Origin of the sequence: Protofrankia symbiont of Coriaria ruscifolia (assembly GCF_900634745.1) — a bacterium.
Taxonomy (GTDB): Bacteria; Actinomycetota; Actinomycetes; order Frankiales; family Frankiaceae; genus Protofrankia; species Protofrankia californiensis.
This window is the reverse complement of the sequence record NZ_CAAAFR010000096.1, coordinates 1-23473: the sequence shown is the minus strand read 5'-3', so window position 1 is coordinate 23473 and position 23473 is coordinate 1. Positions and strand designations below refer to the sequence as shown.

The window sequence follows — 23473 nt, the reverse complement described above, 5'->3', positions numbered from 1 at the left end:
CGCCCACCCCGCCCCAGACTCCCAGCGCTTTGTGGCGGTCGGCGCCTTCTGTGAACGTCGTCGTCAAGATTGACAGCGCGGCCGGCAGCATCAACGCGGCGCCAAGTCCCTGCGCGAGCCGCGTGCCGACGAGGACCCCCGGGTTCCCGGCGAATCCGCCGATCAGCGAGGAAAGCCCGATCAGGATCGTCCCCGCTACCAGGACGCGGCGGCGACCGAGCAGATCGGCGACCCGACCGCCCAGCATCATGAAGCCGCCGTAGGTGAGCAGGTAGCCGCTGGGCACCCACTGCAAGCCCTGTGTCGAGAAGTCCAGGTCGCGCCGGATGTCGGGAAGGGCCACATTGACGATCGAGGCGTCGACGAAGTCGAGGAAGGCGACAGCGCACAACAAGGCCAGCGTGAGCTTGCCGCGGCGAGTCTCGAGGAAAGACCCGTCGGTGGCGATCGTAGAGTTGGCAACTTTGGAGCCGGTGCCGTTGGCTGCGACCACGTTGCCCGCAAGGCGCTCGCTCGGTCGGCTCGTCTCGATCAGGCGTTCGGTCCCTGAGCCACCGGTGATTGAGCCCAATTAAAGATCCCTCCCGTGCGTGGTCGTCGTCGCCGGCTGATGTCGGCCGTGTTTGACTGTCATCTCTCTGTCGGATCCCGATAGGCAGATGTGACCGCCGCAGCCGCCTGCGACGCCCAGGACCCGGAACTGGTGGACTCGGCGGTGCGGCCCTGTCACATCTGCGGCGCCGGATCCGTCAATGCTTAAGGAGGGGTTCGATCGAAGGGGGCGTGATCCGTGGACGATGAGACGTGGCAGGCCGAGCAGTTCGAGCGACAACGCCCACAGCTGCATGCGGTCGCCTACCGCATGCTCGGTTCGCTCAGCGAGGCTGAGGATGCGGTCCAGGAGACATGGCTGCGTCTGAGTCGCTCCAACGACGATGCGATCGGCAACCTCGGTGGCTGGCTGACAACGGTCGTGGGACGCGTGTGCATCGACATGCTGCGTGCCCGCCAGGCGCGCCGGGAGGACTACGTCGGCACCTGGCTACCCGAGCCGATCGTCAGCGTCGAAGACAGCGACGGCCCGGAGCAGCAAACGCTGCTCGCCGACTCCGTCGGCCTGGCCCTGCTCGTCGTGCTCGAGACACTCACCCCGTCCGAGCGACTCGCGTTCGTCCTGCACGACATGTTCGCCGTACCATTTGAGGAGATCGCCTCGATGCTCGAGCGGACACCCGCCGCGGCCCGTCAGCTCGCCAGCCGCGCCCGACGCCGGGTGCAGGGCAGCGCAACCGTCCCGGACACCGATCTCGCCACGCAACGCAAGGTCGTGGCCGCGTTCCTGGCGGCATCCCGCGCCGGCGACTTCGACGCCCTCGTCGCAGTGCTTGATCCCGACGTCGTGTTCCGCGTTGATACCGGCTCACACCCCCGGCCCGTGCCCGCTCTGCTCACCGGTGCCGTGGACGTCGCGCGGCAGGTCGCCGTCCAAGGCCCACGCTTCGCGCAGCACTGCCGGCCAGCTCTGGTCAACGGCACCGCCGGGATCGTCGCTCGAACATCGGCTGGCCTCATCGCGGTCGCCGGCCTCACCGTGATCGAAGACCGCATCGCCACAATCGACCTGATCCTCGACCCCGACAAACTCCACAACCTGGTCCTGGTCGACTAGCTCGGCTCTGCTGCGAGGTCATGACCGTGGCACCGGCCACGGCGGTGCCGGCCCCCCACTGACTGATCGACGCCACTGGTGACGCCACGGTTCATCAGGGAGACCATCGGTATGGCTGTCACACCCTGAACCCGATCGGCAGCAGCAGGTCGGGGCCTTGTGTGCACCCGTTCACCTGGCGGTCGTGTTCGCGATCTCGGGCGGCTCGCCGAGAGCGCGCAGCGCGAGACGGTGCAGCGTTCGTCGTTCGGACTCCGAGAGCGCGGCGAACACCTCCCCGGTGACCGCGGCGATCACTTCCTCGGTCCGCCGCACGGCTTGCCGGCCGGCGGGCGTCACCGACAGGCGGTAACGGCGGCGGTCGGTGGTGTCGCGCCTGCGAACGACCTCGCCGCGGCGCTCGAGGGAGTCGATGAGAGCCACCATGTCGCTGCGGTCGACCTGTAGGCGGTCGCATGCCTGCTGCTGCGACATCTCCCCGTACTCCTCGAGACAGACAAGCACGAAATGGGCGCGAAGGGAAAGGCCTTCCGCAGCCAGCGCGGTCTCCAGACGGGTGTGTGCCGGCCGGTAGAGCTGCCCGAGCGCGTACGTCGGCCACTGCAACAGGCCGCGGGGCCGCGGATGGTGATCTTGCATGCGTCCAGGATAGCCGATAGCGGGTTGATTAAATGATTGGCATTTCCTACAGTTTATAACGCCAATAGTTGATCCGCCCTCCACGCAAGGAGCTCACCGTGCCTGCACGCGCACCCGACCGTGCGGCGCCCGTTGCCGGGCGCACCCCTGGTCCACCGGCCGCGATCCCCGCCGCCGTCTGGCGGATCACCGCGGTCGTGGTTGTCGGGGCGTTCATGGCCAACCTCGACACCGCGCTCGTCAACATCGGGCTTGACACGATAGGTCGCGACCTGGGTGCGTCGCTGGCATCCACGTTCTGGTCGTCACCGCTCCGAACGACGCAACCGCCGACCTCGTCGTCGACGCGCTGGAAAAAAGGTCCGTAGCAGTATTCCGGTTCGATATCGCCGAGTTCCCGCAGTCGCTGGAAATCGGCGTGTCGCTGGAAGAGAGGTGGAGGGGATACCTCCAACGCGGCGCGCATGCTGTGGATCTGGGCCAGGTGGGCGGCATCTACTATCGCCGGCCGGGGCCGTTCGCACTGCCGGAGACGCTCACAGCAGCCGAACGGCGGTTCGCCGCCGCAGAAGCCCGGTACGGTTTCGGCGGCGTGCTGATATCCCTGCCGGGCCCGTGGGTCAACCATCCGTCACGTATCAGCCTGGCGGAGTATAAGCCTCTGCAGTTGCAGACCGCGGCACGCAGCGGGCTGCGTACCCCGCGCACCTTGATAAGCAATTCGGCGGTCCATACGGCGAAGTTCGCCGCCTCGTTGGACGGACCGATGGTGTACAAGCCGCTGAGCACCGGAGTCGTCGCCGAGGACGGGCAGGTCCGGCTCATCTACACCACGGTGGTGGATTCTGCCGCCCTGGACGCCGGGCCGGTGGCCTCGACCGCACACCTGTTCCAGGAGTGGATACCGAAGGCCCATGACGTCCGGCTGACCGCAGTCGGCAACCGGTGTTTCTCCGTGGCGATACACGCGGATTCCTCCGCCGCGCACACGGACTGGCGCGCGGACTACGACTCCCTGACATACCAGGCGATCGACACGCCGACCGATGTCGAGGGTGGCGTCCGGCGTTACCTCGACCAGTTCGGGCTGCTGTTCGGCGCTTTCGACTTCACCGTGAGTCCGACCGGTGACTGGTATTTTCTGGAGTGCAATCCGAACGGTCAGTGGGACTGGCTCGCAGAGATCACCGGCCTGCCGGTCGCAGGCGCCATCGCGGATGCTCTCACCGGACAGGGGCATAACAGATGACCCGGGTGTTCCAGGAGACCCTGACCGATCGCGATGTGGCGGCCGGCGCGGTGCCGGACTGGCCGCGGCGGGCCCGCGACCTGGCTGATGCCGTGGCAACGGTCATCCCGGATCCCGACCGGCAGTGGTTGGATGCGGTGCGCGCCGTACCCCGCCATGTTCTCGTCCCGCGCTTTTACCCGTGGCAGGGATCTCCCGACCCATGCCCGTCCGAGGATGTCCTCGTCGACGGCGCCGACCCGGCCCAGCGGGACCGCTGGTTGGCCGCGCTGTACGCCGACGAGACCCTGGTCACCCAGATCACCCGCGTCCGGCTACCCGACGATGCCGGTGGTGGGACGCTATGCAGGCCCACCAGCTCCTCGACCCTGCCGAGCCTGCTGGTCCGGATGCTCACCGACCTCGACGTGACCACCGGCATGCGCGTTCTGGAGATCGGTACCGGCACCGGCTACACCGTCGCGCTGCTGTGCGCCCGCCTCGGCGACCGCGCCATCGCCAGCATCGATCTGCACCCCGACCTCATCGACGCCGCCCGGCGACGGCTCGCCGCGATCGGCTACCACCCGACCCTGGCCGCCGGTGACGGCGCCAACGGCATACCCGCCGCCGCCCCCTACCATCGGATCATCACTACCGTCTCCGCCCCGCTCGTCCCGGCTGTCTGGATCGACCAGCTCCGTCCCGGTGGTCTCCTGCAGGTGGACCTGCGAGGCGACGCGGGCGGCCGGATCGCCCTGCTCCACCACGACCGGCCCGGCGTGCTCTCCGGCCGGTTCGCCACCCATCCGGGCAACTTCATGCCCATGCGGACGGACCCCGGCTATCCGCTGCGCGCCGGCCACAACCTCTCCGTGACCATCGATACGCGTGGCACCCGCCACACACACAGCACCATCGACCTTGCGGACTTCGACCACCCAGGCTTCCGACTGGTCCTGCACCTGCGGTTTCCCTCTGCGCGGGGGTTCGTCCGCCAACCCGACGGGCACCGACGCATCCTGGAGGAATCGGACGGTTCCTGGGCCGAGGTCCACCCAGCCGGCGCACCCGACGGTCCACATCCCGTCCGCTACGCCGGCCCCCGGAATCTGTGGACCACCGTCGAGGACGCCTATCGTGGGTGGACCAGCGCTGGCCGTCCCGGCCCGGACCGGCTCGGGCTCACCGTCACGACCGACCAGCACCAGCTCTGGACCGACTCCCCGGAAACGATCATCGTCCAGCACCCCACGCCCTGAACCCAATCGGCAGCAGCAGGTCGGGGCCGTGCGCACCTGCTCACTTGGCGGTCGCGTCCGCGATCTCGGGCGGCTCGCCGGCACCACCCCGGTCGAGCTGCTCAAGACACTCGCCGCACCGATCTATTTCCGGCTGCTGATCACCGCCGAGCCGATCGGAGATGCCACCGCCGAGCACGCGGCCCAGATCGCGCTCGCTGCCGCGCACGCCGGCGTACTTCGGGGAAGATGATCGTCAATTTTTGACCATGGAGGCACAGCGGACGGGGATGGGACGGGGGATTCGACTACACGTTGCGTTCCGGCGCCTGGGGCGCCGCTCCGATGTGGCCCGGTTGCTGCCAGGCAGGCCGGGTGGGCTGGCAGACTGGTCTGATGGCGAGCAATCCCCCGGTGTCCGGCGACCCGTCCCCGTCCCGACAGCAGGCCCCAAGCTCGGTAGCGGCGAGTTCGGTGGCGGCGGTGAGCACGACCGCGCAGGACGAGGCTGTCGAGATCTGCCGTGACCTGGTGCGCATCGACTCGGTGAACCGGGGCAACGGCGACGGCAACGAGCGGGCCGCCGCCGAGTACGTGGCGGCCAAGCTCGCCGAGGTCGGCCTTGAGCCCACCCTGCTGGAGTCCGCACCCGGCCGTACCAGCGTCATCACCCGGATCGAGGGATCCGATCCGCGGCGTCCGCCGCTGCTCATCCATGGCCATCTCGACGTGGTGCCCGCGGATCCGGCGGACTGGCGGGTCCACCCGTTCAGCGGCGAGATCGTCGACGGCAGCCTGTGGGGACGCGGCGCCGTCGACATGAAGGACATGGACGCGATGACGCTCGCGGTCGTCCGCGATCTTCTCCGTTCCGGCCGCCGCCCCCCGCGTGATCTTGTGCTTGCGTTCGTCGCGGACGAGGAGGCCGGTGGCACGCTCGGTGCCCGCTGGCTGGTCGACAACCACCCGCAGCTGTTCGCCGACTGCACCGAGGCGATCAGCGAGGTCGGTGGTTTTTCCTACACGGTCTCCGACGACCTGCGCCTCTACCTCATCGAGACGGCCCAGAAGGGCATCGCCTGGATGAAGCTCACCGTCACCGGCCGCGCCGGGCACGGGTCGATGACCAGCGACGACAACGCGGTCACGGCACTGTGTGAGGCGATCGTGCGTCTCGGCCGGCACCGCTTCCCGATCGTGGTGACCCCGACTGTCCGGACGTTCCTGGACTCGGTGGGTGAGGCGCTCGGCATCGAGGTCGACGCCGACGACCTGGAGACCACGATCGCCAAACTCGGCCCGATCGCCCGGATGATCGGTGCGACCATCCGCAACACCGCGAATCCGACACAGCTCAATGCGGGGGAGAAGGTCAACGTCGTCCCGGGGGAGGCCACCGCCCACGTGGACGGCCGCTTCCTGCCCGGTCAGGAGGAGGAGTTCCTTCGCCAGATCGACGAGCTGATCGGTCCGGCCGTCCGGCGCGACTGGGTCGTGTTCGACCAGGCGCTGGAGACCGGCTTCGACGGTCCGCTCGTGGACGCGATGGCGGGTGCGCTGAAGGCCGAGGACCCGGCCGCCCGCGTGGTCCCCTACATGCTTTCGGGGGGCACGGACGCCAAGTCGTTCTCCCGGCTCGGTATCCGCTGCTTCGGTTTTTCGCCGCTGCTGCTGCCACCGGACCTGGACTTCGCCGGCATGTTCCATGGCGTGGACGAGCGGGTGCCGGTCGAGTCGCTGCGGTTCGGTGTCCGCGTCCTCGACCGCTTTCTGGCCGCCTCGTAGCGGGTATAGCGATCTGATCATGTCTGGTGACAGCTGGCAGGGGTGTGCGATGCTCTCGCCATCTCCGGACCGCGGCCCTATTCAGCCGTATCTGTCATACGATACTGATGTGATTACACGTGTGGCGACGGGGTAGAGATATGCCTCGGTTTTTCGCGATCGTGGAATCGATGTCGTGGAATCGATATCGGGATCGTCCTCAATGAAGTGAACATGGGGGACAAAGACGGCAGTCGAGTAGCCGGGTCCGAAGCAGACATCTAGTTTCGTCGGGGTCGGCCTCGTTCAAAGGGAGGGGATGTCATGACCTTTCGCCGTTGTCTTGTCGTTATCCTGATGATTGTTACGGTCACGCTGACCGGATGGGGAGGCGGAACCGTTCTTGCCGCGCCGGCACCGCAATCGGGGACGTCCGCACCCAGCCCTGACCGAGCCGAAGCGCTTGTACGAGCCCGTGGCTACACCGCCACCGAGACGGGTGGCTACGACCCGGACAACGATCTCAGCGTGATCGTCGGACGATGGACCGACGCCGTGGACGGCCATCCCCAGCAGGCGTTCCTCTTCCACCGCGGTCGTCTGGTGGGCACCGACACTCTGGTACCGAGCGCGACCATCGGGTGGCTCTGGTCCACCAGCGACGTCGTTGCGCTCACGTACCAGCTGTACCGGACCGACGACCCACTGTGCTGCCCTACCGCGGGCGCGGCGACCGTGCGCTACCAGTGGAATGGCACGAAGATTGTTCCCCTCGACTCCGTTCCGGCTGCCGACTGGTCGGCGTCCGCGAGCCGACGGGCGGTGCGGCTTTCGGAGTAGCCAATTGTCGTTGTCGCCGATGGTAATTGGCGGTCATTGGCACGGAGGAGCAAGAGAGAAGGCATTCGTCAGCGGCCGGCCGCCATGTCGGCATCCGGGGTCGTATCCGGAGGGCTGGAGGCGAGCCGCTGGTAGAGCGGGCTCATCCGTATCAGTTCCTCGTGCCGTCCGGTGGCCACGACTTCTCCCTTGTCGAGCACGATGATACGGTCGGCCGCACGAACCGTGGAGATCCGGTGCGCGATGACCAGAAGTGCGCTGGTGGCCGAGATCTCGCGCATTGCCCGGGTGAGTGCCCTCTCGTTGAGGGAGTCCATCTGAGAGGTCGGCTCGTCCATGAGCAGCACGGCGGGCCGGGCCAGCAGCGCTCGGGCAATGGCGACCCGTTGGCGTTCCCCGCCGGACAGTTGCACGCCGTGGTCGCCGACCTCGGTGTCCAACTTGTTGGGCATCCGCGCAACCAGCTCGGCGAGGCCCGCCGTGCCGACCACCCAGCGCAGCTCGTCCTCGGTCGCGTCGGGCACGGCATAGGCGATGTTGTCACGGAGCGTTCCGTGCAACACCGGGGTTTGCTGTTCGACCAGGTTCACCCAGGTACGGGCCGCGGAGCGGTCGATCGCGCCTACTTCCCGCCCGCCGAACAGGATCTCCCCACGGTCCGGCTCGTAGAAGCGCTCGATGAGCTGGAGCACGGTGGACTTTCCGGCGCCTGACCGGCCGACCAGCGCGATGTGGCCACGGGACGGCACTGTGAACGAGACGTCCCGCAGCACCGGTTCGTCGGTGTATCCGAACCACACGTCACGGAACTCGATCGACGGGGTGTCACCCCGCTGTTCAGCGACCCGACCGTTGCCCGATGCGCTGTTGGCCCAGACCTGAAGCCCGCCGCTGGCCTGAACCGGGCCCTGTCTTCCCTGTCTTCCGGCGCCGTTCTCGTCCTGGCCGGTACTGTCCGGCTCCCGGGGTAGCGCGAAGACCTCGTCGACGCGCTGTAGCCCTCCCATCCCGCGTTGGATCGTTCCCGCCTCCTCGAACAGCTCGGACAGCGGTATGACGAGGTAGGTGGCGTAGAGCAGGAAGGCGATGAGATCACCCAGCGACGTCGAACCCTTCGCGACGAACACCCCGCCGATCAACAGCACCACCAGAACCGAGCCCTGGACGGCCAACTGCATGGAGGGGGCGATGACCGAGTCCAATTTGGCCATCCGCACCCCGGCACGGTAGGCGTCCCAGGCGTGGCCGCCGATGCGCTCGCTCTCACGTTTTTCGGCGCGACTGGCTCGGACGGTGCGGATCGCGGCGAGCGCCCGTTCGAGGTCCGCGGTCATGCTTCCGACGCTGGCCTGGCTGCGTTCCGAGGCAATGCGGATGCGCACCAGCACGCCCAGAACCATCGCCCCGGCCAGCGAGACCGCGAGCAGTACGAACAGGAACAGCAACGCGTCCAGCCAGATCATCATCGCGACCGCGCCGATGACACCGATCGCGCTCGTGAGGAGCGCGGAGAAGCTGTAGGCCACCGCCTCGCGGACGAGTGTGGTGTCGGTGTTGGCCCGGGAGATCAGGTCACCCATACGCTTCTTGTCGTACACCCCGACCCGCAGCCGCAGCAGGTGATCGACCAGTCGGATCCGCAGGCCGAGCAGGATTACCTGACCGGTGCGTTCCAGCAGGTAGTTCCCAAGGGTGTCGGTCAACGCCTGGCCGGCGAACAGCACGAACAGCAGTGCGACAAGCGAGCCGGGAACGCCGCCGGCCTGCGCGGCGTCGATCACGTTCTTCACCAGCAGCGGCTGCGCGACCCCCAGGACGGTCCCGAGCACCGTCAGCGCGGTGGCGATGCCCATCGGCCGGCCGTGCCCGCGAAGCAGGCGCCACAACCCACCGACTCGCAGCGCGTCACGGTGTCGCTGCTCGCCGTTCCGGGACGTCGACGGCAGCTCGGCCGCGATCGCCTCACCCGTGTCGCTGATAGCGCTCATGACACTGTGACGCCTTCCGGAGGTATAGCGATAAGCGGCCGGAAGTAGTCGGCCGGCTCGCGCTCACCCACCATCACCCCGTCCGCCTCCACCCAGGCGTGTGCGGCGAACGGGCCGACCTTGCGAACGCCCACGCACCAGGTGGGCCAGACCCCCGAAGCCCGGCAGACCAGGGCGGTGGCAACGGAACGGGGAATGCAACCCTGCGCACCCCGACACACCATGCTCACCGCGGTGACGGCCTCCCGTGCGGCCAACGTCTGCCGATAGTCGGCTGGCGCGGCGCCTCGACGCAGCCAGGCCAGGACGGAACGGATCCGGCTTGGTGGCTGGGTGGCCAGCAGCCGGGCGGTTGCGACCGCGGCCATCGCCAGCGGCCTGCGCCGCAGAGGAAGGTCTCCTCCTCGGCGGCTCAACGACATGGGCGTGGTCATCGGTCGACACCTCCTTTTGTGAATGTGTCCCCGCCGGACCCGCTACGGCATGGTTAGTGCTTCCGGTCAGAAAGAGGTGTTGGTCCCGACAAGCCCGGCCGCGTGCAGGTCGGTCAGCAGGGCTTGGACGTCCCGGTTCGCGGTGGCCACATCCACGTCGTAACTTTCGGCTATAGCGTCAGCGGCCTCTGTGGTGCTGCCACCGCCGAGTAGCACCCGCAATACGAGTGTCCCCGTTGGGTTCAGGGTCCAGTACCGACCGCTGTGCTCATCCAGGAGCACGGTCCCGTAGTCGGTCTGAGTGTGGACGACGTCTGTCTGCAGCGTCAGCATTGTGCCTCCCCGTGGCTGTCCGGTCGGCCGGCCAGAGCTCTGTAGCTCTACCCTTGGCTACTGATCGATGAATGAACACCGGTGCTCTGCTCCTGCGTGAGCACCCGCAGCCATACTTCACAGGAGAAGGTCTGTTGGAGGGGCTCGTGGGCCCTCGAGGGTGCGTGGGAGTACCGGCAACCGGCCCGCAGTTTCTCCGCGTCCACTAGGCCGAGATCGACGAGCCGGGAGTCATCGCACAACGCCAACAGCTGGCCGTGGTTGGCGTCCAGCCCAGCTTCCTCCTCCGTCGAACCCTCCGCCTTCGTGATGCGCCCCAGCGAGCGCGTCGGCACGATCGCGCGCATGGCCTCCTTGAGCAGCGGCTTGTACTCCCACGGGGTGGTCCGATCGTCCGGGCGGACCGCAAGAGATGCCTCGACCACCCGGTCGTCGACGAACGGCGCTGCCAGCGGCACACCGGTCGGCGCGGCCAAGTAGCCGAACAAGCGTGCGGCCCCCGCTGCAGACCGGATGGAAAGGAGGTCGCAATGTTGGTCACGGGTGCCGGCCAGCGGCCCAGCCGAGTCCAGCACCGCGTCGAACGCCTGTCGCACCAGGGCGACGGTCTGCGGGGTGATCCAGGGGGGCAGCCGAGGGGCGTCGGCCCAGTCCAGGTCGGGAAGCCCTGGCATCGGGCGAGCGCCGATGACTCGTGCGGCTATATCGGACAGGTACGCACGGTAGGAGCGTGGCCGGAGCATCCACAGGCTCGTCAGCAACGGCCACCGATCTTGGACGCGAAAGCCGCGGAGCCGGTCGATGGCTGTCCACGGACGGGTACGCATCACCGAGGGCAGATAGTTGGGTGCTCCCTCCACGACCTCGTCGCCACCGAGCCCGGTCAGATGGACACGTGGGTCATGGGGGGCCAGCCGACGGAATCCGGCGAGCATCTTCGCCCTGTCGATGATCCCGATGAAGGGCCTGTCCAACCGCTCGTCGGAATCCGTGATCCCGTCGTAGACGAGAGGAAGCTCGTCACGTGGCAGGATTTCGTGCACCGCCTTGGGCAGGTCGTCCATGGCCAGGCGGGCCCACTCCAGGTCATCGTCACCCGGATCCCGGCCGATACCGGTATAGGCGACGAGCGTCGCCGGATTCCGGGCGGCCAGTAAGCTCCGAGCAGCCAGGAAGCACAGTGAGGTCGAGTCGAGCCCACCGGACAGATCGCAACTCACCGTTCCGCCCGCACCGGTCCGAGCATGTACTGCTTCGGTAAGCGCACTGCGTAACAGCCGAGCGCCCTCGGCCAGCGACAGCACAGGTTCGGGTTGCTGCCACCAACGGATCCTGCTGGGCCGCCCATCGCTGCCTACCAGGAGAAAACGGTCTGGCGGGAGTGCCTCCACAGCCTGCCACATCGGCTGATCGTCCAATGGATAGGGAGCCATCGGGTCGAGCAGGGACAATGCGACGGCACGTATATCCAGCTCGCTCGCGACGATTCCCGCCAGCACATCGGCGCGATCCCCGGCGATTACTTGGCCGTCCATCACCGTGTAGAATATCCGTCGCATGCCTGAGGCGGTGCCCTGAATGCGGCGGCGTCCGTCGATCTCGGCGACGAGATGGAAGCTACCGGGCAACGACGACGCCAGGACATCGAGTGCAGCGACATCCCGTACGCGCGCAAGGGTGCGGGTAAGACGGGCGACGGTGGCTGGGCAACATCCGATCAATGCCAAGCTGGAGTTCCCGGCCGCGGCTACCACGACACCGTCATTCGGCCAGTCACCCAGCAGCCATGGCCGTCCGGATCGGTAGCGCAGGCATCGCGGGGCCTGGCTGGTGAGCGGGGCGACGGTGTTGGCGATAGACCCGGAATCAGGCAACGTAACAAACCATGGTGTCCCAGGAGGCAAAGGGTGGAACATGGGCATCTCGATAACACCTCAGATAGGCAAGGCGGGTGGTGACGACCGGCCCGGTCGTCACCACCCGCCTATTTCTGACCCGCCCCGCTGCCGTCGGCAGGAGCCTTCGTGTTGGTCTGCCTGCTCGACACTCACGCGGCTGACGACACCCTCGGTGTGGCTAGTAGTGGTCGTGCCCGCCGTACCCACCGCGGCGACGACGGCGACCGTAATAGTCACGCCTGTAGCCATAGTAGTGGCCCTCGGTAACTGCGGAGAAGGCGCCGACTTCCTGGAGTGCGGGTGCCTGGTATGGAGCCCTCATGAGTGCCTCCCATCGGAATCTACGATGTCGGATGATCGGTCCGACCGCTCACCGGCCGAACCGGTCTCTTCCAGGCCGGTCTGCTGTCCGCGCTGTACAACCAGCCACCTTCCAGCATGCGAGCGATAGGTTCAGCCCTGGTTCAACCCACGTACATCCGTTGGTAGTGCAGTGCCTACTGCGTCCTTCCTCCCCGGCCGTCAGTCCTGGTCCACGTCGAGATCGGCGCCCAGTACCTGCTGATGAAGCCGGCGCAGGTCCACGCCTGGCTCGACGCCGAGCTCGTTGGTCAGCAACCGGTACACGGTCTGGTAGGCGGACAGGGCTTCGGCGCGACGGCCCGACCTGTGCAGCGCGAGCAGGAGCTGGCCCCACAGACGCTCCCGCAGGGGATATTCGATAGTGAGCGCACGCAGCGTGGGCAGAACGACGTCATGGTGACCACGGGAAAGGCGCACGTCGATCAGATCTTCCAGGACCCCCCAGTGCTGCTCTTCCAGCCGCACCGCCTCGGCCAGAGTAATGTCCTCGGGCAATTCGTCGAAAGGCTGACCGCGCCATAGCTCCAGCGCTTCCTGAAAATATTCGACGGCGATCTCGTCAGCTCCGTCGCGCAGTGCTTCCCGACCACGATGTGCCATCTTCTCGAAGACTGATACATCAAGTTCCCCGGGCGCCACGTTGATGCGGTACGCGCCTGATCGGCTTTCGATTCTGTTGTGCTCGGCATGATTGGGCGGCAGGGTTCGCCGCAACTGGGATACATAAGTCTTGATGTTGCCACCCGAAGATCGGGGTGGCTCCTCCTCCCAGAGAACCGCAGAGATCCGGTCAATGCTCACCCAGGTACCGGAGTTCAGGAGCAACAACGACAGCAGTACCCGCGGCTTGTGCTGAGGAATATCGACCGGTTTGCCGTCAAATCCGTACACCTCCAATGGTCCCAGCATGCGGAACAACATGTTCTCCTCACCGGTTCCGCGTATTCCAACGATCATCTGATTGGCGTACAACTCCATTCCGCGGGTACTCCCGTACCTAGCTACGATCGGATCGGCAGATGAAACTCACCGAACAGGGTGAATACTCCGGCCGCCGAAATGAGATCCCTTTTCGGGGATCGCCGACAGAGGCGCTGCACGAGTATCACCACATATAGCGGTACCCTGGCGGGAGTCGCGCCAATCTTGACGAAGCAGCTCAGTCGGAGGCCGGGTCCGGGGCCACGATGAGGAGAAGATCACCGACCTCGACGGAGACGCCGGAGGAATGGACCAGTTCGGTGACGTTCCCCGCGTGCGGACTGGTGACGCCAGCCTCCATCTTCATCGCCTCGATAGTGGCCAGCCTGTCGCCTTTGCGCACCCGGTCGCCGACGGCGACCGCATAGGTGACAAGGCCGGGCAGTCCTGCGGGAATCTGCGCCGGATCGCCCGGATCGGCTCGCCGGGCCGCTTTGGACACCGCCGCGATCGAGATGTCCCGCACCGACACCGGCCGCGGCTGGCCGTTGACCCGCAGGTAGAGGGTGCGCATGCCCGCGTCGTCGGGTTCGCCGACGTCGTTGAGCTCGACGATGACCTCGACACCGGGCTCCACGGTGATGGTCACCGGCTGGCCCGGGGTGAGACCGTAGAAGAACTCCTCGGTGGGAATCGTGGCGGAGCTGCCGTAGGCCGCCACGGCGGCGGTGTAGTCGTTCCACGGTCCGGGGAACAGCAGCCGGGAGAGGGTCTCGCGCCGGCCGGGTCCGTTCAGGGCGGCCGCGTCCTGCGCGCTCAGTTCCGTTACGGGCGCGGACGGCTGTCGCCCGGCAAGCGCCCGTTCGCGGAAGGGCTCGGCGAATCCGGCGGGAGGTGTGCCGAGCTCACCGGCCAGGTAACCCAGCACGCTCGCCGGCAGGTCGTAGCGTTCCGGACGTTCGCGAAGAGCGGCGACATCGATGTCACCACCGGCGATGAACAGCGCCAGGTCCCCGACGACCTTGCTGGTGGGAGTGACCTTGATGGGTTTGCCGAGCAGGTCGTTGGCCAGGGCGTAGCACTCCTGCACCTGGGACCACTTCGCGCCCAGCCCGAGCGCGATCGCCTGCTGGCGCAGGTTCGTCAGCTGGCCGCCGGGGATCTCGTGCCGGTAGACGGCACCCGTCGGCGCCCGCAGGCCCGCCTCGAACGGTGCATACAGGTCACGCACCGCCTCCCAGTACGGCTCCATCGCCGACAACGCGCCCAGACTGATCCCGGTCGCCCGCGCAGTGTGGTCGGTGGCCGCGACGAGTGCGGACAGGTTCGGCTGGCTGGTACCACCCGACAGCGGCGCGGACGCGGCGTCGACGGCGTCCGCGCCTGCCTCGGACGCCGCGAGCAGGGTGGCCAGCTGACCGCCGGCGGTGTCATGGGTGTGCACGTGGACGGGTGCGTCGAAGTTGTCCCGCAGTGCCGCCACCAGGATGCGTGCGGCGGCCGGCCGCAGCAGCCCGGCCATGTCCTTGATTGCCAGTACGTGCGCACCGGCGGTCACGAGCTGCTCGGCCAGGCGCAGGTAGTAGTCGAGCGTGTAGATCCGCTCCGCGGGATCCACCAGGTCACCGGTGTAACACAACGTGCCTTCGGCGACCGCCCCGACCTCGATGACCGCGTCGATCGCCGGCCGCATCTGCTCGATGTCGTTCAGCGCGTCGAACACCCGGAAAATGTCGACACCGGTCGTCGCCGCCTCGGTGACGAACGCCCGGACCACGTCGTCCGGGTAGGGGGTGTAGCCGACGGCGTTACGTCCACGGAGCAGCATCTGCAGGCAGATGTTGGGGACTCGCTCCCGCAGGGCGGCGAGACGTTCCCACGGATCCTCCGCGAGGAAGCGCAACGCGACGTCGTAGGTGGCCCCACCCCAGCACTCCAGACTCAACAGGCCGGGAGTGAGCCTGGAGTAGACGGGTGCGATCGCGAGAATGTCAGTGCTACGCAGCCTGGTCGCGAGCAGTGACTGGTGGGCGTCACGCAGGGTCGTGTCGGTGACCGCGAGCCGGTCGTGAGCCCGCAGCCGCGCCGCCCACTGTCGCGGACCCAGCTCGGCGAGCAGCTGCCGGGATCCGCCGGGCGCGGCGCCGGACGGTATGGACGGCAGCAGGCCCACCGGGTCGATCAGGGTGGTAACCGGTCGTGTGTGACCGTTCACGGTGCTGTTCGCCAGCCGGTCCAGCAGGCGGCTGGTCCGGTCGGTGCCGCCGTCACCGACCGACAGGGCCGGCCGATCGTCCAGGAACGACGTGGTCACTCCTCCGGCCAGGAAGTCCTCCTCGGCCAGCAGCCGGTGCAGGAACTTCACGTTCGTGCGCACGCCACGTATCCGGAACTCCGCCAGCGCCCGGCGGGCCCGCGCGGTGGCCTGCTCCAGGTCGGCCCCCCGGGTCGTCACCTTGACCAACAGCGAGTCGAAGTAGGGGGTGACCTCCGCACCCTGGTACGTCGCCCCGTCCAGACGCACGCCCGAGCCGCCCGGAGACTCGTATCGAGTGATCTTTCCGGTGTCCGGGCGGAACCCGTCCGCCGGATCCTCGGTTGTCACCCGGCACTGTACCGCGGCTCCGCGAATGCTGATCGACTCCTGGGACAGGCCCAGATCGGCCAGGGTCGCGCCACCGGCGACCCGCAGCTGCGCCGCGACCAGGTCGATGCCGGTGACCTCCTCGGTCACGGTGTGCTCGACCTGGATGCGCGGGTTCATCTCCATGAAGGTGTGCGACCCGTCGGCGGCAACCAGGAACTCCACCGTGCCGGCGTTGACGTAGCCCACGTGCCGGGCGAACGCCAGCGCGTCCGCGCACAGCCGGTCACGCACGGCAGCGTCGAGCAGGGGAGCGGGCGCGACCTCGACGACCTTCTGGTGACGCCGCTGCACCGAGCAGTCCCGCTCGTAGAGGTGGACGACCTCGCCCGTGGCGTCGCCGAGCACCTGCACCTCGATGTGGCGGGGCCGGTCGAGGGCCTGCTCGAGGAAGACCGTTCCGTCCCCGAAGGCCGCCGCCGCCTCCCTGATCGCGCTCGTCACCGCATCGTCAAGATTCTCTGGACGGTTCACCCGGCGCAGCCCGCGGCCACCGCCGCCCGCCGACGCCTTCACGAACAGCGGGAAGCCCATTGCCGCGGCCGCCGCGGCTGCTGCCGCCGGCTCGGTCAACGGAGCCGACGCCCGCAGCACCGGCAGGCCCGCGGCCACCGCGGCCTCGCGGGCGGCCACCTTGTCCCCGGTCAGCCGCAGCACCTGCGGCGGGGGGCCGACGAACGTGACCTCGGCGAGCTCGCACGCCCGCGCCAACGCCTCGCTTTCGGACAGGAAGCCGTATCCCGGGTGCAGGGCGTCCGCGCCGACCCTCTTCGCCACCGCCAGCAGGGCGTCGATATCGAGGTAACCCCGAACGGGATGCCCGGGTTGACCTATCTCGTAGGATTCATCAGCCTTTGTACGGTGCTGTGAGCCCACATCCTCGGGCGTGTAGACGGCAACGGTCCGCAGGCCCAGTTCGTGCGCGGCACGGCAGACGCGGATGGCTATCTCACTGCGATTTGCGACCAGGACCTTTGCGATCAACGTGTCATCCTCCACGACGCGGACCAGGTCGACCCCGAAGCGACCGCCGACTCGGCGAATTGTCGCAGCATTTTTATCCGTGTGCTTCTGTTGACGCATCGGGCCGTCCTGTGGCGGCGCTGCATGGCCCGCCGGTCGTGCCGGCCTGGACAACGCAGGACGGCACAACCGGTGTGGCGACGCCGCGCAACTCGGTCTGTAGTTACTGACAGTAGTTAATCGATCATCGGTTGACGAGCCTCGGCAAGCATCGTCAGTGGGCGAGCTTGGTGGCGAAGACGGCGGCCTGGGTCCGGCTCTCCAACCCGAGCTTGGCCAGCAGACTCGACACATAGTTCTTCACGGTTTTCTCCGCCAGGAACAGGCGGTTGGCGATCTGCCGGTTGGTCAGCCCCTCGGCGATGAGCGCGAGAATGCGACGTTCCTGTTCGGTCAGGCCGGCGAGCCGTTCGTCGTGGGTGGGCTCCTGGCCCAGCCGGCACAGCAGCCGGGGAGTCACAGCGGGGTCGAGAAGAGACTGACCCGCCGCGACCCGGCGCACGGCGTCCACCAGAGCCGTACCGCGGACCTGTTTGAGTACGTACCCGGCGGCGCCTGCCATGATCGCGGTGACCAGAGCCTCCTCGTCGTCGAACGAGGTGAGGATCAGGCAGGCGATGGCGGAGTCCTGGGACCGGACCTGCCGGCACACCTCAATGCCGCTGCCGTCCGGCAGGCGTGCGTCGAGTACCGCGACGTCGGGTTGTGCGGCGAGGATCACCCGGGCCGCGCCGTCGGCATGATCGGCCTCGCCGATCACCTCGATACCGGGCTCCCCGGAAAGAAGATCGCGCAGCCCGCGGCGGACCAGCTCATGATCGTCAAGGAGAAAAACCCGGATCGGTGTGACACCTGCCGTAACATCGATGGGCCCGGCCACGTTCGCAGATTCTTCTGACACGGTTTTCTCCGCCTGACCGGGGTTGTCCGTCACCGCACGTCATATTCTGTAAACAGATTCTAGTCCGAGCTGGAACGCTTCGACCCGCAGGTCCCGGGTAATCGCTGGATGCCTCCTTTGCCACGGCCGGTCGATGTCGTCACCTCCGGCGATGTCACAGCTGCCGTCGGCAGCAGGGCACAGGTCGAGCGAGTCCCGGCGGGGTGCGGGTCGGGCGAGTACGGGTCAGAACTGGATGCTCACGGTGCCACCGAGGACGAGGATCGGCCAGATGATCACGGCCAGGACGAAGGTGGCGAGCTGGGATCCGGAGTGAACCTGGTAGTTCTTGCTGATTGCGGCGACGATGCCGACGGCGAACCAGACCAGAGCGACGATGGGGACCTGTACCCGGGTACGCATGGTGGTCCTTTCTGGGCCGAGGAGCTTGTCCGGACGGGAGCCTGCACGGACGTCATCTCCGGCGCCTCGTGCAGATGCCCCACACTTGATCAACAGGCTAGTTGATCTTTACCCCGGTCCGGGTGTTCAAACACCTTGTAGGCGAATGTGTCGGCAATGTCTCGTGAGCACCCCAGTGCCGGGAGCGACCACATCATCCGGGATGATGCGCTATCGGTTCCACGTGAGCCGTTCACGGTCGTCACGGTCCGGTCGTCATGCTCCGGTTGTCACAGTCCGGAGCCAGTTCACATATCAGAGAGGACGTTGCAGATGCGCTTGGCTAGGGGCGGTGCGGAACCGGGTCCCGCGACCGTCGAACAGGTGGTCAGGATCCTGGAGGAGTATGTGGGCGGTCTCCCCGCCGCCGGTCCGGACAAGCCGTACACCTTCGTGCGCACCTGGACGCTGACGCACACCCTGTTCGACACCCCACTATCGAATGCTTCACTGGCGGATGTCCCGCTGCCGGGCGCATCGCTGCGGGTCGGCTGCACGGTCGTGCGCCGGTTCGCCGAGGACGACCGTTCCGGCGAGGCCGACGACCAGCGGACGTACGAGCAGCTCGTCGGTGCCGCACAGGTGCTGGCCGCGGGGGGCTTCCCGTCCGAAGAGGTCTACGAGGGCTGGCGGACGGTCGCCATCGACCTGCGTCCCTCGGCCACGCCGATTCCCGTCCCGACCGAAACGGACGCAACCGGGAAGAAGGTCGAGAAGAAGCGGCGCCGCGGTCTGTGGCGGTCGGCGCCGGTCGCCGCCTGAACGGCTGCGCCCAAGTCCCCGGGCCGCTTTATAGAGGTGTGCTGCGCTCGTCCACCGCGGTAGTTCGGTGGACGAGCGCGTCGGCCCGTCTCCACGTGCGCGAAAGGACGATAATCGCGCAATCTTCGCGTCAGGACCAGGGGGTTCGGCGGACCCACCGGTGGTCGGGGGCGTGGCGTCGGGCCGGCCCCGCGGCTCGCAGCTCACGGACGAACGGCAGGACGGCCAGTGCGCCGAAAATGAATCCGACCACATGGGCTCCGTAGGCGACGCTACCGCCCTCGGCGACACCCATACCGGTGAAGTAAATGTATTGCAGCACGAACCAGAATCCGAGCACCAGCCAGGCCGGCAGCCAGAACGGCAGGAAGAACAGGAACGTGACCAGGCCGATGACCCGTGCCCGCGGGAAGATGACCAGGTAGGCGCCCAGCACACCGGCCACGGCACCGGAGGCGCCGATGAGCGTCGTGCTCGAATGTCCCTCGAACAGCGCGAACCCGTAGGCAGCCGTGTATCCGCACACCAGGTAGAAGATCAGGTAAAGGAACCGTCCCATACGGTCTTCCACGTTGTTACCGAATACACCGAGGAAGAGCATGTTCCCGATCAGGTGTAGCCAGCTTCCGTGCAGGAACATCGACGTCAGCACTGACACGACCGGCGACTTGGTGAACGACGGCGGCGACTCCAGCTCGCACAGCACGCGGCCCTGCGGGTCCACGCCCGCGGACCGGCCGTTCGGCGCCTCCGGAGAGGGACGATTCTCCAACATCTCGGCGGGAACCGCGCCCCAGTGGTCGAAGAACCGCTGCTGCTCGCAGACGCTCTGCGGGGTCGCCGTGGTGAACCCTGCGACCGAGGTCACGATCGGTTCGAAGAGCACGAAGACAGCGATGTTCACTGCTATCAGCAGCCAGGTGACGACCGGCCGGCGACGCAGCGGGTTGATGTCGTGAATCGGTAGGACCACACACACATCCTGCCCGTACCGTCTCCGCCGGCGATAACCGCGTCCGTCTACGGATGCGGTTGCGGATCAGGCAGCGCTGCCGGCCGGGGCCCCAGCCGAGCCCGGTGACCTCACCCGCTGGTCCGCATGCCCACTTCTCCAGGGTGATGGCGTAGAGCACGCTCGACCCGCCGGCGTGAGCGGGGATGGTTCAGTCCGTGTCGGTGACGAAATCGAGACCAGTGGCGATCCATTCCGTGAGCTCCTCAGCTTGGCGAAACGGTGGACGTGGTCGTGGATTTGCGCCCGCCGCAGGTGGCAGGCTGCTCGGGCCGCGGCCGGGTTGACCGGGCCGCCGGCCGCATAGACCCCGGCTGGGTCGATATTTCAATCTGCGGGCCGGGCACGATCCGTGATCTAGTCGACCTTTTTTGCTGACACCAGCCGATTGTATTTTTCGACGACTCCCCGTTACCGTTCCCCGGTCTTGTCTCAGCCTTCCTCGCTTACCCGGGGCGAACGCTTCGAGCTGCGCAGACGCCGGATGCCCGTAGGGTTCCGGGTTGTGAGCGACACGTCCGACGACGAAGATCTGAAAATCAACCCTGTGTATGAGCGGTTCGTCTGGAATCCGGGTGATGTGAAGGTGTTCGATCCGGACGGCAACCCGTGGAAGCCTGGTGATCCTGTGCCCGACGACGTCAGCCGCGGAGCGGCATGGTAGCGATGGTCGTCCACCGGTAGGCCCGCTGGTCACGGTTGAGCTCGATGAGCTGGACTGCGCGGACGGTGGTGGTGACGCTCATCGGTTCGATCCCGGAAAGACGCTGCCGCAACAGTACCGCCGAGGTATCAGCACCGGAGTAGGCGACGGAGACATGGGGGGTGAAGCCGTCGGCGGTTTCGGGCACCCTGCTGTCGCCCCACACATCAGCGATCGCAGCCCGGACGGCGGCGCGCAGCTCCTCCACCGGCTGCCACGGGGCAACCTGGAGCATGACGGCTTCCGGGTCCGCGTCAGCCGGTCCGAGAGTGACGGCGAAGGACGTTAACCGGGCGCAGTGTGCCTGCGCCGCGATGATGATGCCGTCCAGGTCCACGCGGGTGACCTCGTCGGTGAAGCCGACCCCTTGCATGGTCAGGTGCAGGCCCTCCGCGGGCACCAGATCGAGGGTCGGCAGGGTGAGCGCCTGCTGATAGCGGCCAACCAGGTCGATCACTTCGGATGCGCCGTCGAAGGTGATGTGGAACGTGTAGAACGACCGGCCGATCTTCCAGCCGGGACGCCACCACCAGTGATCCCGCATCCGTTCCAACCGGGCGAACGCTTCCCGGCGGGTATCGACATGCCACTGTTCCCGAGTCATATCCGGGAGGCTAGCCACCGGGCAACGCCGGTCGTGCGTTGTTCTGCCAGTCGGCGGCCAGTTCGGCCAGGTCCCGCATGGATGCGGTCGGTAGGAACCGACGGCCGGCATCGAGGAACTGCCCGGCCCGTACCGCCACGGTCGCGATCGGCCGGGTCGCGGAGATCTCCAACGCTTCCCCGACCAGGCGGACCGCCTGCTCGGGCGCATCCTCGGCGAGGAACGTCAACGCGATGTCGATACGGGTCAGTGAGCGGGGTCCGGTCATACCGGCGGCGTCGAACCGGGCGAGCGCGGCGAAAGCGAACCGGCGGGCGCTGTCGAGGTCACCGACGGCCAGGAAGGCGGTAGCGGCGTTGCCGTCCACCCGAGCCGGGCAGTAGCCCTCCAGCGCCAGGCATGGGCTGACCGTCCCTGTTGGGTGGGGGTGTGCCAGTTCGCGGGCACGATCGACGGCTATGGCTACGGTGCGGGCGTCGCCGAGCTTGCCCGCGGCACGCGCCTGCCCCTGGGCGAGCAGTCGGGGTTCCTGGGCTCCACCGTGGCTGTACCGTAACCCGTCGACCGCCAAGGCCAGGCAGTGGTCATACCGGCCGGCGTAGAACTCGATCAGGGCCTGCGTGCCGCGTACCCAGGCGCGTAGCTCGTCGTCGTCGACAAGGTCGGCAAGCTGGTATGCCTCGTCGCAGTAGGCCCGTGCGGTCGACAGGTCCCCGCGGTCCACGGCCAGCGAACCGAGCAGTCCGGACAGCCGGGCAGCCACCCGGTACAGGCGGGCCCGTTGCCGGAGGTTCTGCCGGCCGTCGAACAGCGCCTCCACCCAGCCGCGCTGTTCGACCAGCCTGGGCACCAGCGCTGCCGGGCCGAGCCGTTCGTACTCGTCGACAGTGTCCACGGTCATCCGCTCAAGCTGGTCGAGGGTGTTATCGGAGACGTTCGACGATCCCGCGCGGCGCATCCGGTCCACGATCACCATCCTGGGTTCGAACGGGATTGCCGGCTGTCCGTCGCCGGGGCCGGCTTGTGAGGGCAGACCAACCCGGAGCCCGAGCTGTTCGGGAGTGGCGTGGAACAGCCGGCACAGCAGATCGGGGTAGGGCGCCCGCGGGGTGGCGGTGCCGCGCTCCCAGCGTGACACCAGATTGCCGTCCACGCCGACGCGTAGCCGTAGGTCGTCCCAGGCGAGTGCGGCGAGCGCATCGGCAAGCCCCCGCTGGCTGTACCCGGCAGTTTCCCGGCGTTGGCGCAGTTCCGCGCTGAACATGCTGTTGCCGACCGGCACGGCGCCTCCCCTCGGCATCACGGTAGCCGTGTTGGTGCGGATCGTGAACTAGGCGGTGGTCTGGGCATTCGCCTAGCCGTCCATCTGCGCACCTACCTGATAGCCGCGGCCGGCACCGAGCGTCGGACAGGTCCGACACGGTGAGCTGAACGTCGTCAACACCACGCAGCCAATCCACAAACGGGGAGATGTTGTGCCAGCACAACCCGGTAAACCGCTGTCCGGGACGGCCAGCGCCCGCTATCTGCCGCAGACCGGAACCTGCGCCGTACGGACCCAACCCCGGCCGGACGTGCCGGCGGATGCCGCGCTGTACGCCTTTGTGGTCTCCGGGCCGGACCAGCAGCCGGTGGAAGTCCATCTACCGTTTCCGAGCGTGGCTGCCGCCGACCATCACGCCCGGGGCCGCAACCTCGACGGCCGCGTGGTGCCGATCATCTTCCCGTTCCACTCTCCCCGTACAGGGACCTGAGACCAGGCCCCTGCCATCCGTCCCTCGGCGTTCCCTCGGCGTTGCCGGAGCTGCCGGCCGGTGCGTACACCACCACCCATCCACCGAAAGGAAAGATCCGTGGCCGACCTCCGCAACCTGAAGAAACCCGACGTCGACGAGATCGTCGTCGGCAACCTGGACTGGATCACGTCCAGTTACAGCAACGGCGCCGGAGGCATGTGCGTCGAAGTCGCGAAACTCGACAGCGGTGTCATCCTCCGCGACTCCGTCCAGTCCGACGGGCCGGTGCTGTCGTTCTCCCGCGAGGAATGGCGGGCGTTCACCGACGG

Annotated in this window: 25 protein-coding genes; 11 read left to right on the top strand and 14 right to left on the bottom strand. The window is 67.4% G+C overall.

The annotated features are described in order from the left end of the window. A partial coding sequence (locus CV1CTNOD_RS12675; RefSeq protein WP_131786322.1) for an MFS transporter occupies positions 1–448 on the bottom strand: 448 nt, incomplete at its 3' end. Between the two features lie 342 nt (positions 449–790). Between CV1CTNOD_RS12675 and sigJ the strand changes: the two genes are divergently transcribed. Next, positions 791–1669 (top strand): RNA polymerase sigma factor SigJ, encoded by an 879-nt coding sequence (gene sigJ, locus CV1CTNOD_RS12670; protein ID WP_131786317.1) that lies wholly within the window; start codon positions 791–793, stop codon positions 1667–1669. Between the two features lie 171 nt (positions 1670–1840). On the opposite strand, the gene CV1CTNOD_RS12665 is transcribed toward sigJ, so the two are convergent. Beyond that, positions 1841–2308 (bottom strand): MarR family winged helix-turn-helix transcriptional regulator, encoded by a 468-nt coding sequence (locus CV1CTNOD_RS12665; RefSeq protein WP_131786316.1) that lies wholly within the window; start codon positions 2306–2308, stop codon positions 1841–1843. A 98-nt stretch (positions 2309–2406) separates the two neighbouring features. Here CV1CTNOD_RS12665 and CV1CTNOD_RS12660 point away from each other — a divergent pair, with 98 nt between their 5' ends. The 6 genes from CV1CTNOD_RS12660 (at position 2407) to CV1CTNOD_RS12635 (ending at position 7381) form a co-directional block, all read left to right on the top strand. Continuing rightward, on the top strand, positions 2407–2676 hold the full coding sequence (locus CV1CTNOD_RS12660) for a hypothetical protein (RefSeq protein ID WP_131786315.1): 270 nt from the start codon (positions 2407–2409) through the stop codon (positions 2674–2676). After that, on the top strand, positions 2598–3557 hold the full coding sequence (tgmB, locus tag CV1CTNOD_RS12655; protein ID WP_131786314.1) for an ATP-grasp ribosomal peptide maturase: 960 nt from the start codon (positions 2598–2600) through the stop codon (positions 3555–3557). The genes CV1CTNOD_RS12660 and tgmB overlap by 79 nt, the downstream gene beginning before the upstream one ends. Next, the gene (locus CV1CTNOD_RS12650) at positions 3554–4798 is read left to right on the top strand and encodes a methyltransferase domain-containing protein (protein WP_131786313.1); all 1245 of its coding nucleotides are present in this window, start codon (positions 3554–3556) and stop codon (positions 4796–4798) included. Before tgmB ends, CV1CTNOD_RS12650 begins: the two co-directional genes overlap by 4 nt. 28 nt (positions 4799–4826) lie before the next feature. After that, a complete protein-coding gene (locus CV1CTNOD_RS12645; RefSeq protein ID WP_207386392.1) occupies positions 4827–5030 on the top strand; it encodes a hypothetical protein in 204 nt (67 codons plus the stop codon). A gap of 143 nt (positions 5031–5173) precedes the next feature. After that, a complete protein-coding gene (locus CV1CTNOD_RS12640; protein WP_242606636.1) occupies positions 5174–6562 on the top strand; it encodes a M20/M25/M40 family metallo-hydrolase in 1389 nt (462 codons plus the stop codon). Between the two features lie 303 nt (positions 6563–6865). Next, entirely contained in the window at positions 6866–7381 is a 516-nt protein-coding gene (locus tag CV1CTNOD_RS12635; protein WP_131786312.1) for an LppP/LprE family lipoprotein, read from the top strand. Between the two features lie 68 nt (positions 7382–7449). Here CV1CTNOD_RS12635 and CV1CTNOD_RS12630 read toward each other — a convergent pair whose 3' ends face one another. The 9 genes from CV1CTNOD_RS12630 to CV1CTNOD_RS24715 all read right to left on the bottom strand — a co-directional run bounded on the left by CV1CTNOD_RS12630 (position 7450) and on the right by CV1CTNOD_RS24715 (position 18288). Further along, entirely contained in the window at positions 7450–9369 is a 1920-nt protein-coding gene (locus CV1CTNOD_RS12630) for an ABC transporter ATP-binding protein (RefSeq protein WP_131786311.1), read from the bottom strand. Next, positions 9366–9803, bottom strand: a complete 438-nt coding sequence (locus tag CV1CTNOD_RS12625) for a lasso peptide biosynthesis B2 protein (protein ID WP_131786310.1) — start codon at positions 9801–9803, stop codon at positions 9366–9368. Before CV1CTNOD_RS12625 ends, CV1CTNOD_RS12630 begins: the two co-directional genes overlap by 4 nt. 66 nt (positions 9804–9869) lie before the next feature. After that, positions 9870–10136, bottom strand: a complete 267-nt coding sequence (locus tag CV1CTNOD_RS12620) for a lasso peptide biosynthesis PqqD family chaperone (RefSeq protein ID WP_131786309.1) — start codon at positions 10134–10136, stop codon at positions 9870–9872. Positions 10137–10183: 47 nt separating this feature from the next. After that, entirely contained in the window at positions 10184–12052 is a 1869-nt protein-coding gene (locus CV1CTNOD_RS12615; protein WP_131786320.1) for a lasso peptide isopeptide bond-forming cyclase, read from the bottom strand. 160 nt (positions 12053–12212) lie between these two features. Then, positions 12213–12356: a lasso RiPP family leader peptide-containing protein gene (locus tag CV1CTNOD_RS12610; RefSeq protein WP_131786308.1), complete on the bottom strand. Its 144-nt coding sequence runs from the start codon at positions 12354–12356 to the stop codon at positions 12213–12215. A 200-nt stretch (positions 12357–12556) separates the two neighbouring features. Further along, positions 12557–13375: an AfsR/SARP family transcriptional regulator gene (locus CV1CTNOD_RS12605; protein ID WP_131786307.1), complete on the bottom strand. Its 819-nt coding sequence runs from the start codon at positions 13373–13375 to the stop codon at positions 12557–12559. A 181-nt stretch (positions 13376–13556) separates the two neighbouring features. Next, positions 13557–16943 carry a pyruvate carboxylase gene (locus CV1CTNOD_RS12600; RefSeq protein WP_131786319.1) on the bottom strand — a complete coding sequence of 1129 codons (3387 nt, stop codon included), beginning with the start codon at positions 16941–16943 and terminating at the stop codon, positions 13557–13559. A gap of 256 nt (positions 16944–17199) precedes the next feature. Then, complete coding sequence (locus CV1CTNOD_RS12595; RefSeq protein WP_278043901.1) at positions 17200–17865, bottom strand: response regulator; 666 nt, start codon at positions 17863–17865, stop codon at positions 17200–17202. A gap of 246 nt (positions 17866–18111) precedes the next feature. Continuing rightward, positions 18112–18288, bottom strand: coding sequence for a hypothetical protein (locus CV1CTNOD_RS24715; RefSeq protein WP_165035016.1), 177 nt, complete (start codon positions 18286–18288; stop codon positions 18112–18114). A 312-nt stretch (positions 18289–18600) separates the two neighbouring features. Between CV1CTNOD_RS24715 and CV1CTNOD_RS12590 the strand changes: the two genes are divergently transcribed. Then, complete coding sequence (locus CV1CTNOD_RS12590; RefSeq protein WP_131786305.1) at positions 18601–19089, top strand: hypothetical protein; 489 nt, start codon at positions 18601–18603, stop codon at positions 19087–19089. 130 nt (positions 19090–19219) lie between these two features. Here CV1CTNOD_RS12590 and CV1CTNOD_RS12585 read toward each other — a convergent pair whose 3' ends face one another. Continuing rightward, positions 19220–20062, bottom strand: a complete 843-nt coding sequence (locus CV1CTNOD_RS12585; protein ID WP_131786304.1) for a rhomboid family intramembrane serine protease — start codon at positions 20060–20062, stop codon at positions 19220–19222. Positions 20063–20606: 544 nt separating this feature from the next. Here CV1CTNOD_RS12585 and CV1CTNOD_RS24710 point away from each other — a divergent pair. Continuing rightward, positions 20607–20765, top strand: a complete 159-nt coding sequence (locus tag CV1CTNOD_RS24710) for a hypothetical protein (protein ID WP_165485481.1) — start codon at positions 20607–20609, stop codon at positions 20763–20765. Here the strand turns inward: CV1CTNOD_RS24710 and CV1CTNOD_RS12580 are convergent. Together CV1CTNOD_RS12580 and CV1CTNOD_RS12575 are read right to left on the bottom strand one after the other, a co-directional pair. After that, positions 20743–21408, bottom strand: coding sequence for a 2'-5' RNA ligase family protein (locus CV1CTNOD_RS12580; protein ID WP_131786303.1), 666 nt, complete (start codon positions 21406–21408; stop codon positions 20743–20745). The two genes, CV1CTNOD_RS24710 and CV1CTNOD_RS12580, sit on opposite strands and share 23 nt — an antisense overlap. 10 nt (positions 21409–21418) lie before the next feature. Next, a complete protein-coding gene (locus CV1CTNOD_RS12575; protein ID WP_131786302.1) occupies positions 21419–22690 on the bottom strand; it encodes a helix-turn-helix domain-containing protein in 1272 nt (423 codons plus the stop codon). Between the two features lie 193 nt (positions 22691–22883). On the opposite strand from CV1CTNOD_RS12575, the gene CV1CTNOD_RS12570 reads away from it, so the two are divergent. Together CV1CTNOD_RS12570 and CV1CTNOD_RS12565 are read left to right on the top strand one after the other, a co-directional pair. Next, positions 22884–23162: a hypothetical protein gene (locus tag CV1CTNOD_RS12570; protein ID WP_131786301.1), complete on the top strand. Its 279-nt coding sequence runs from the start codon at positions 22884–22886 to the stop codon at positions 23160–23162. A gap of 99 nt (positions 23163–23261) precedes the next feature. Next, positions 23262–23473: DUF397 domain-containing protein (locus tag CV1CTNOD_RS12565; RefSeq protein ID WP_431607108.1), on the top strand; the 212-nt coding region annotated here is incomplete at its 3' end.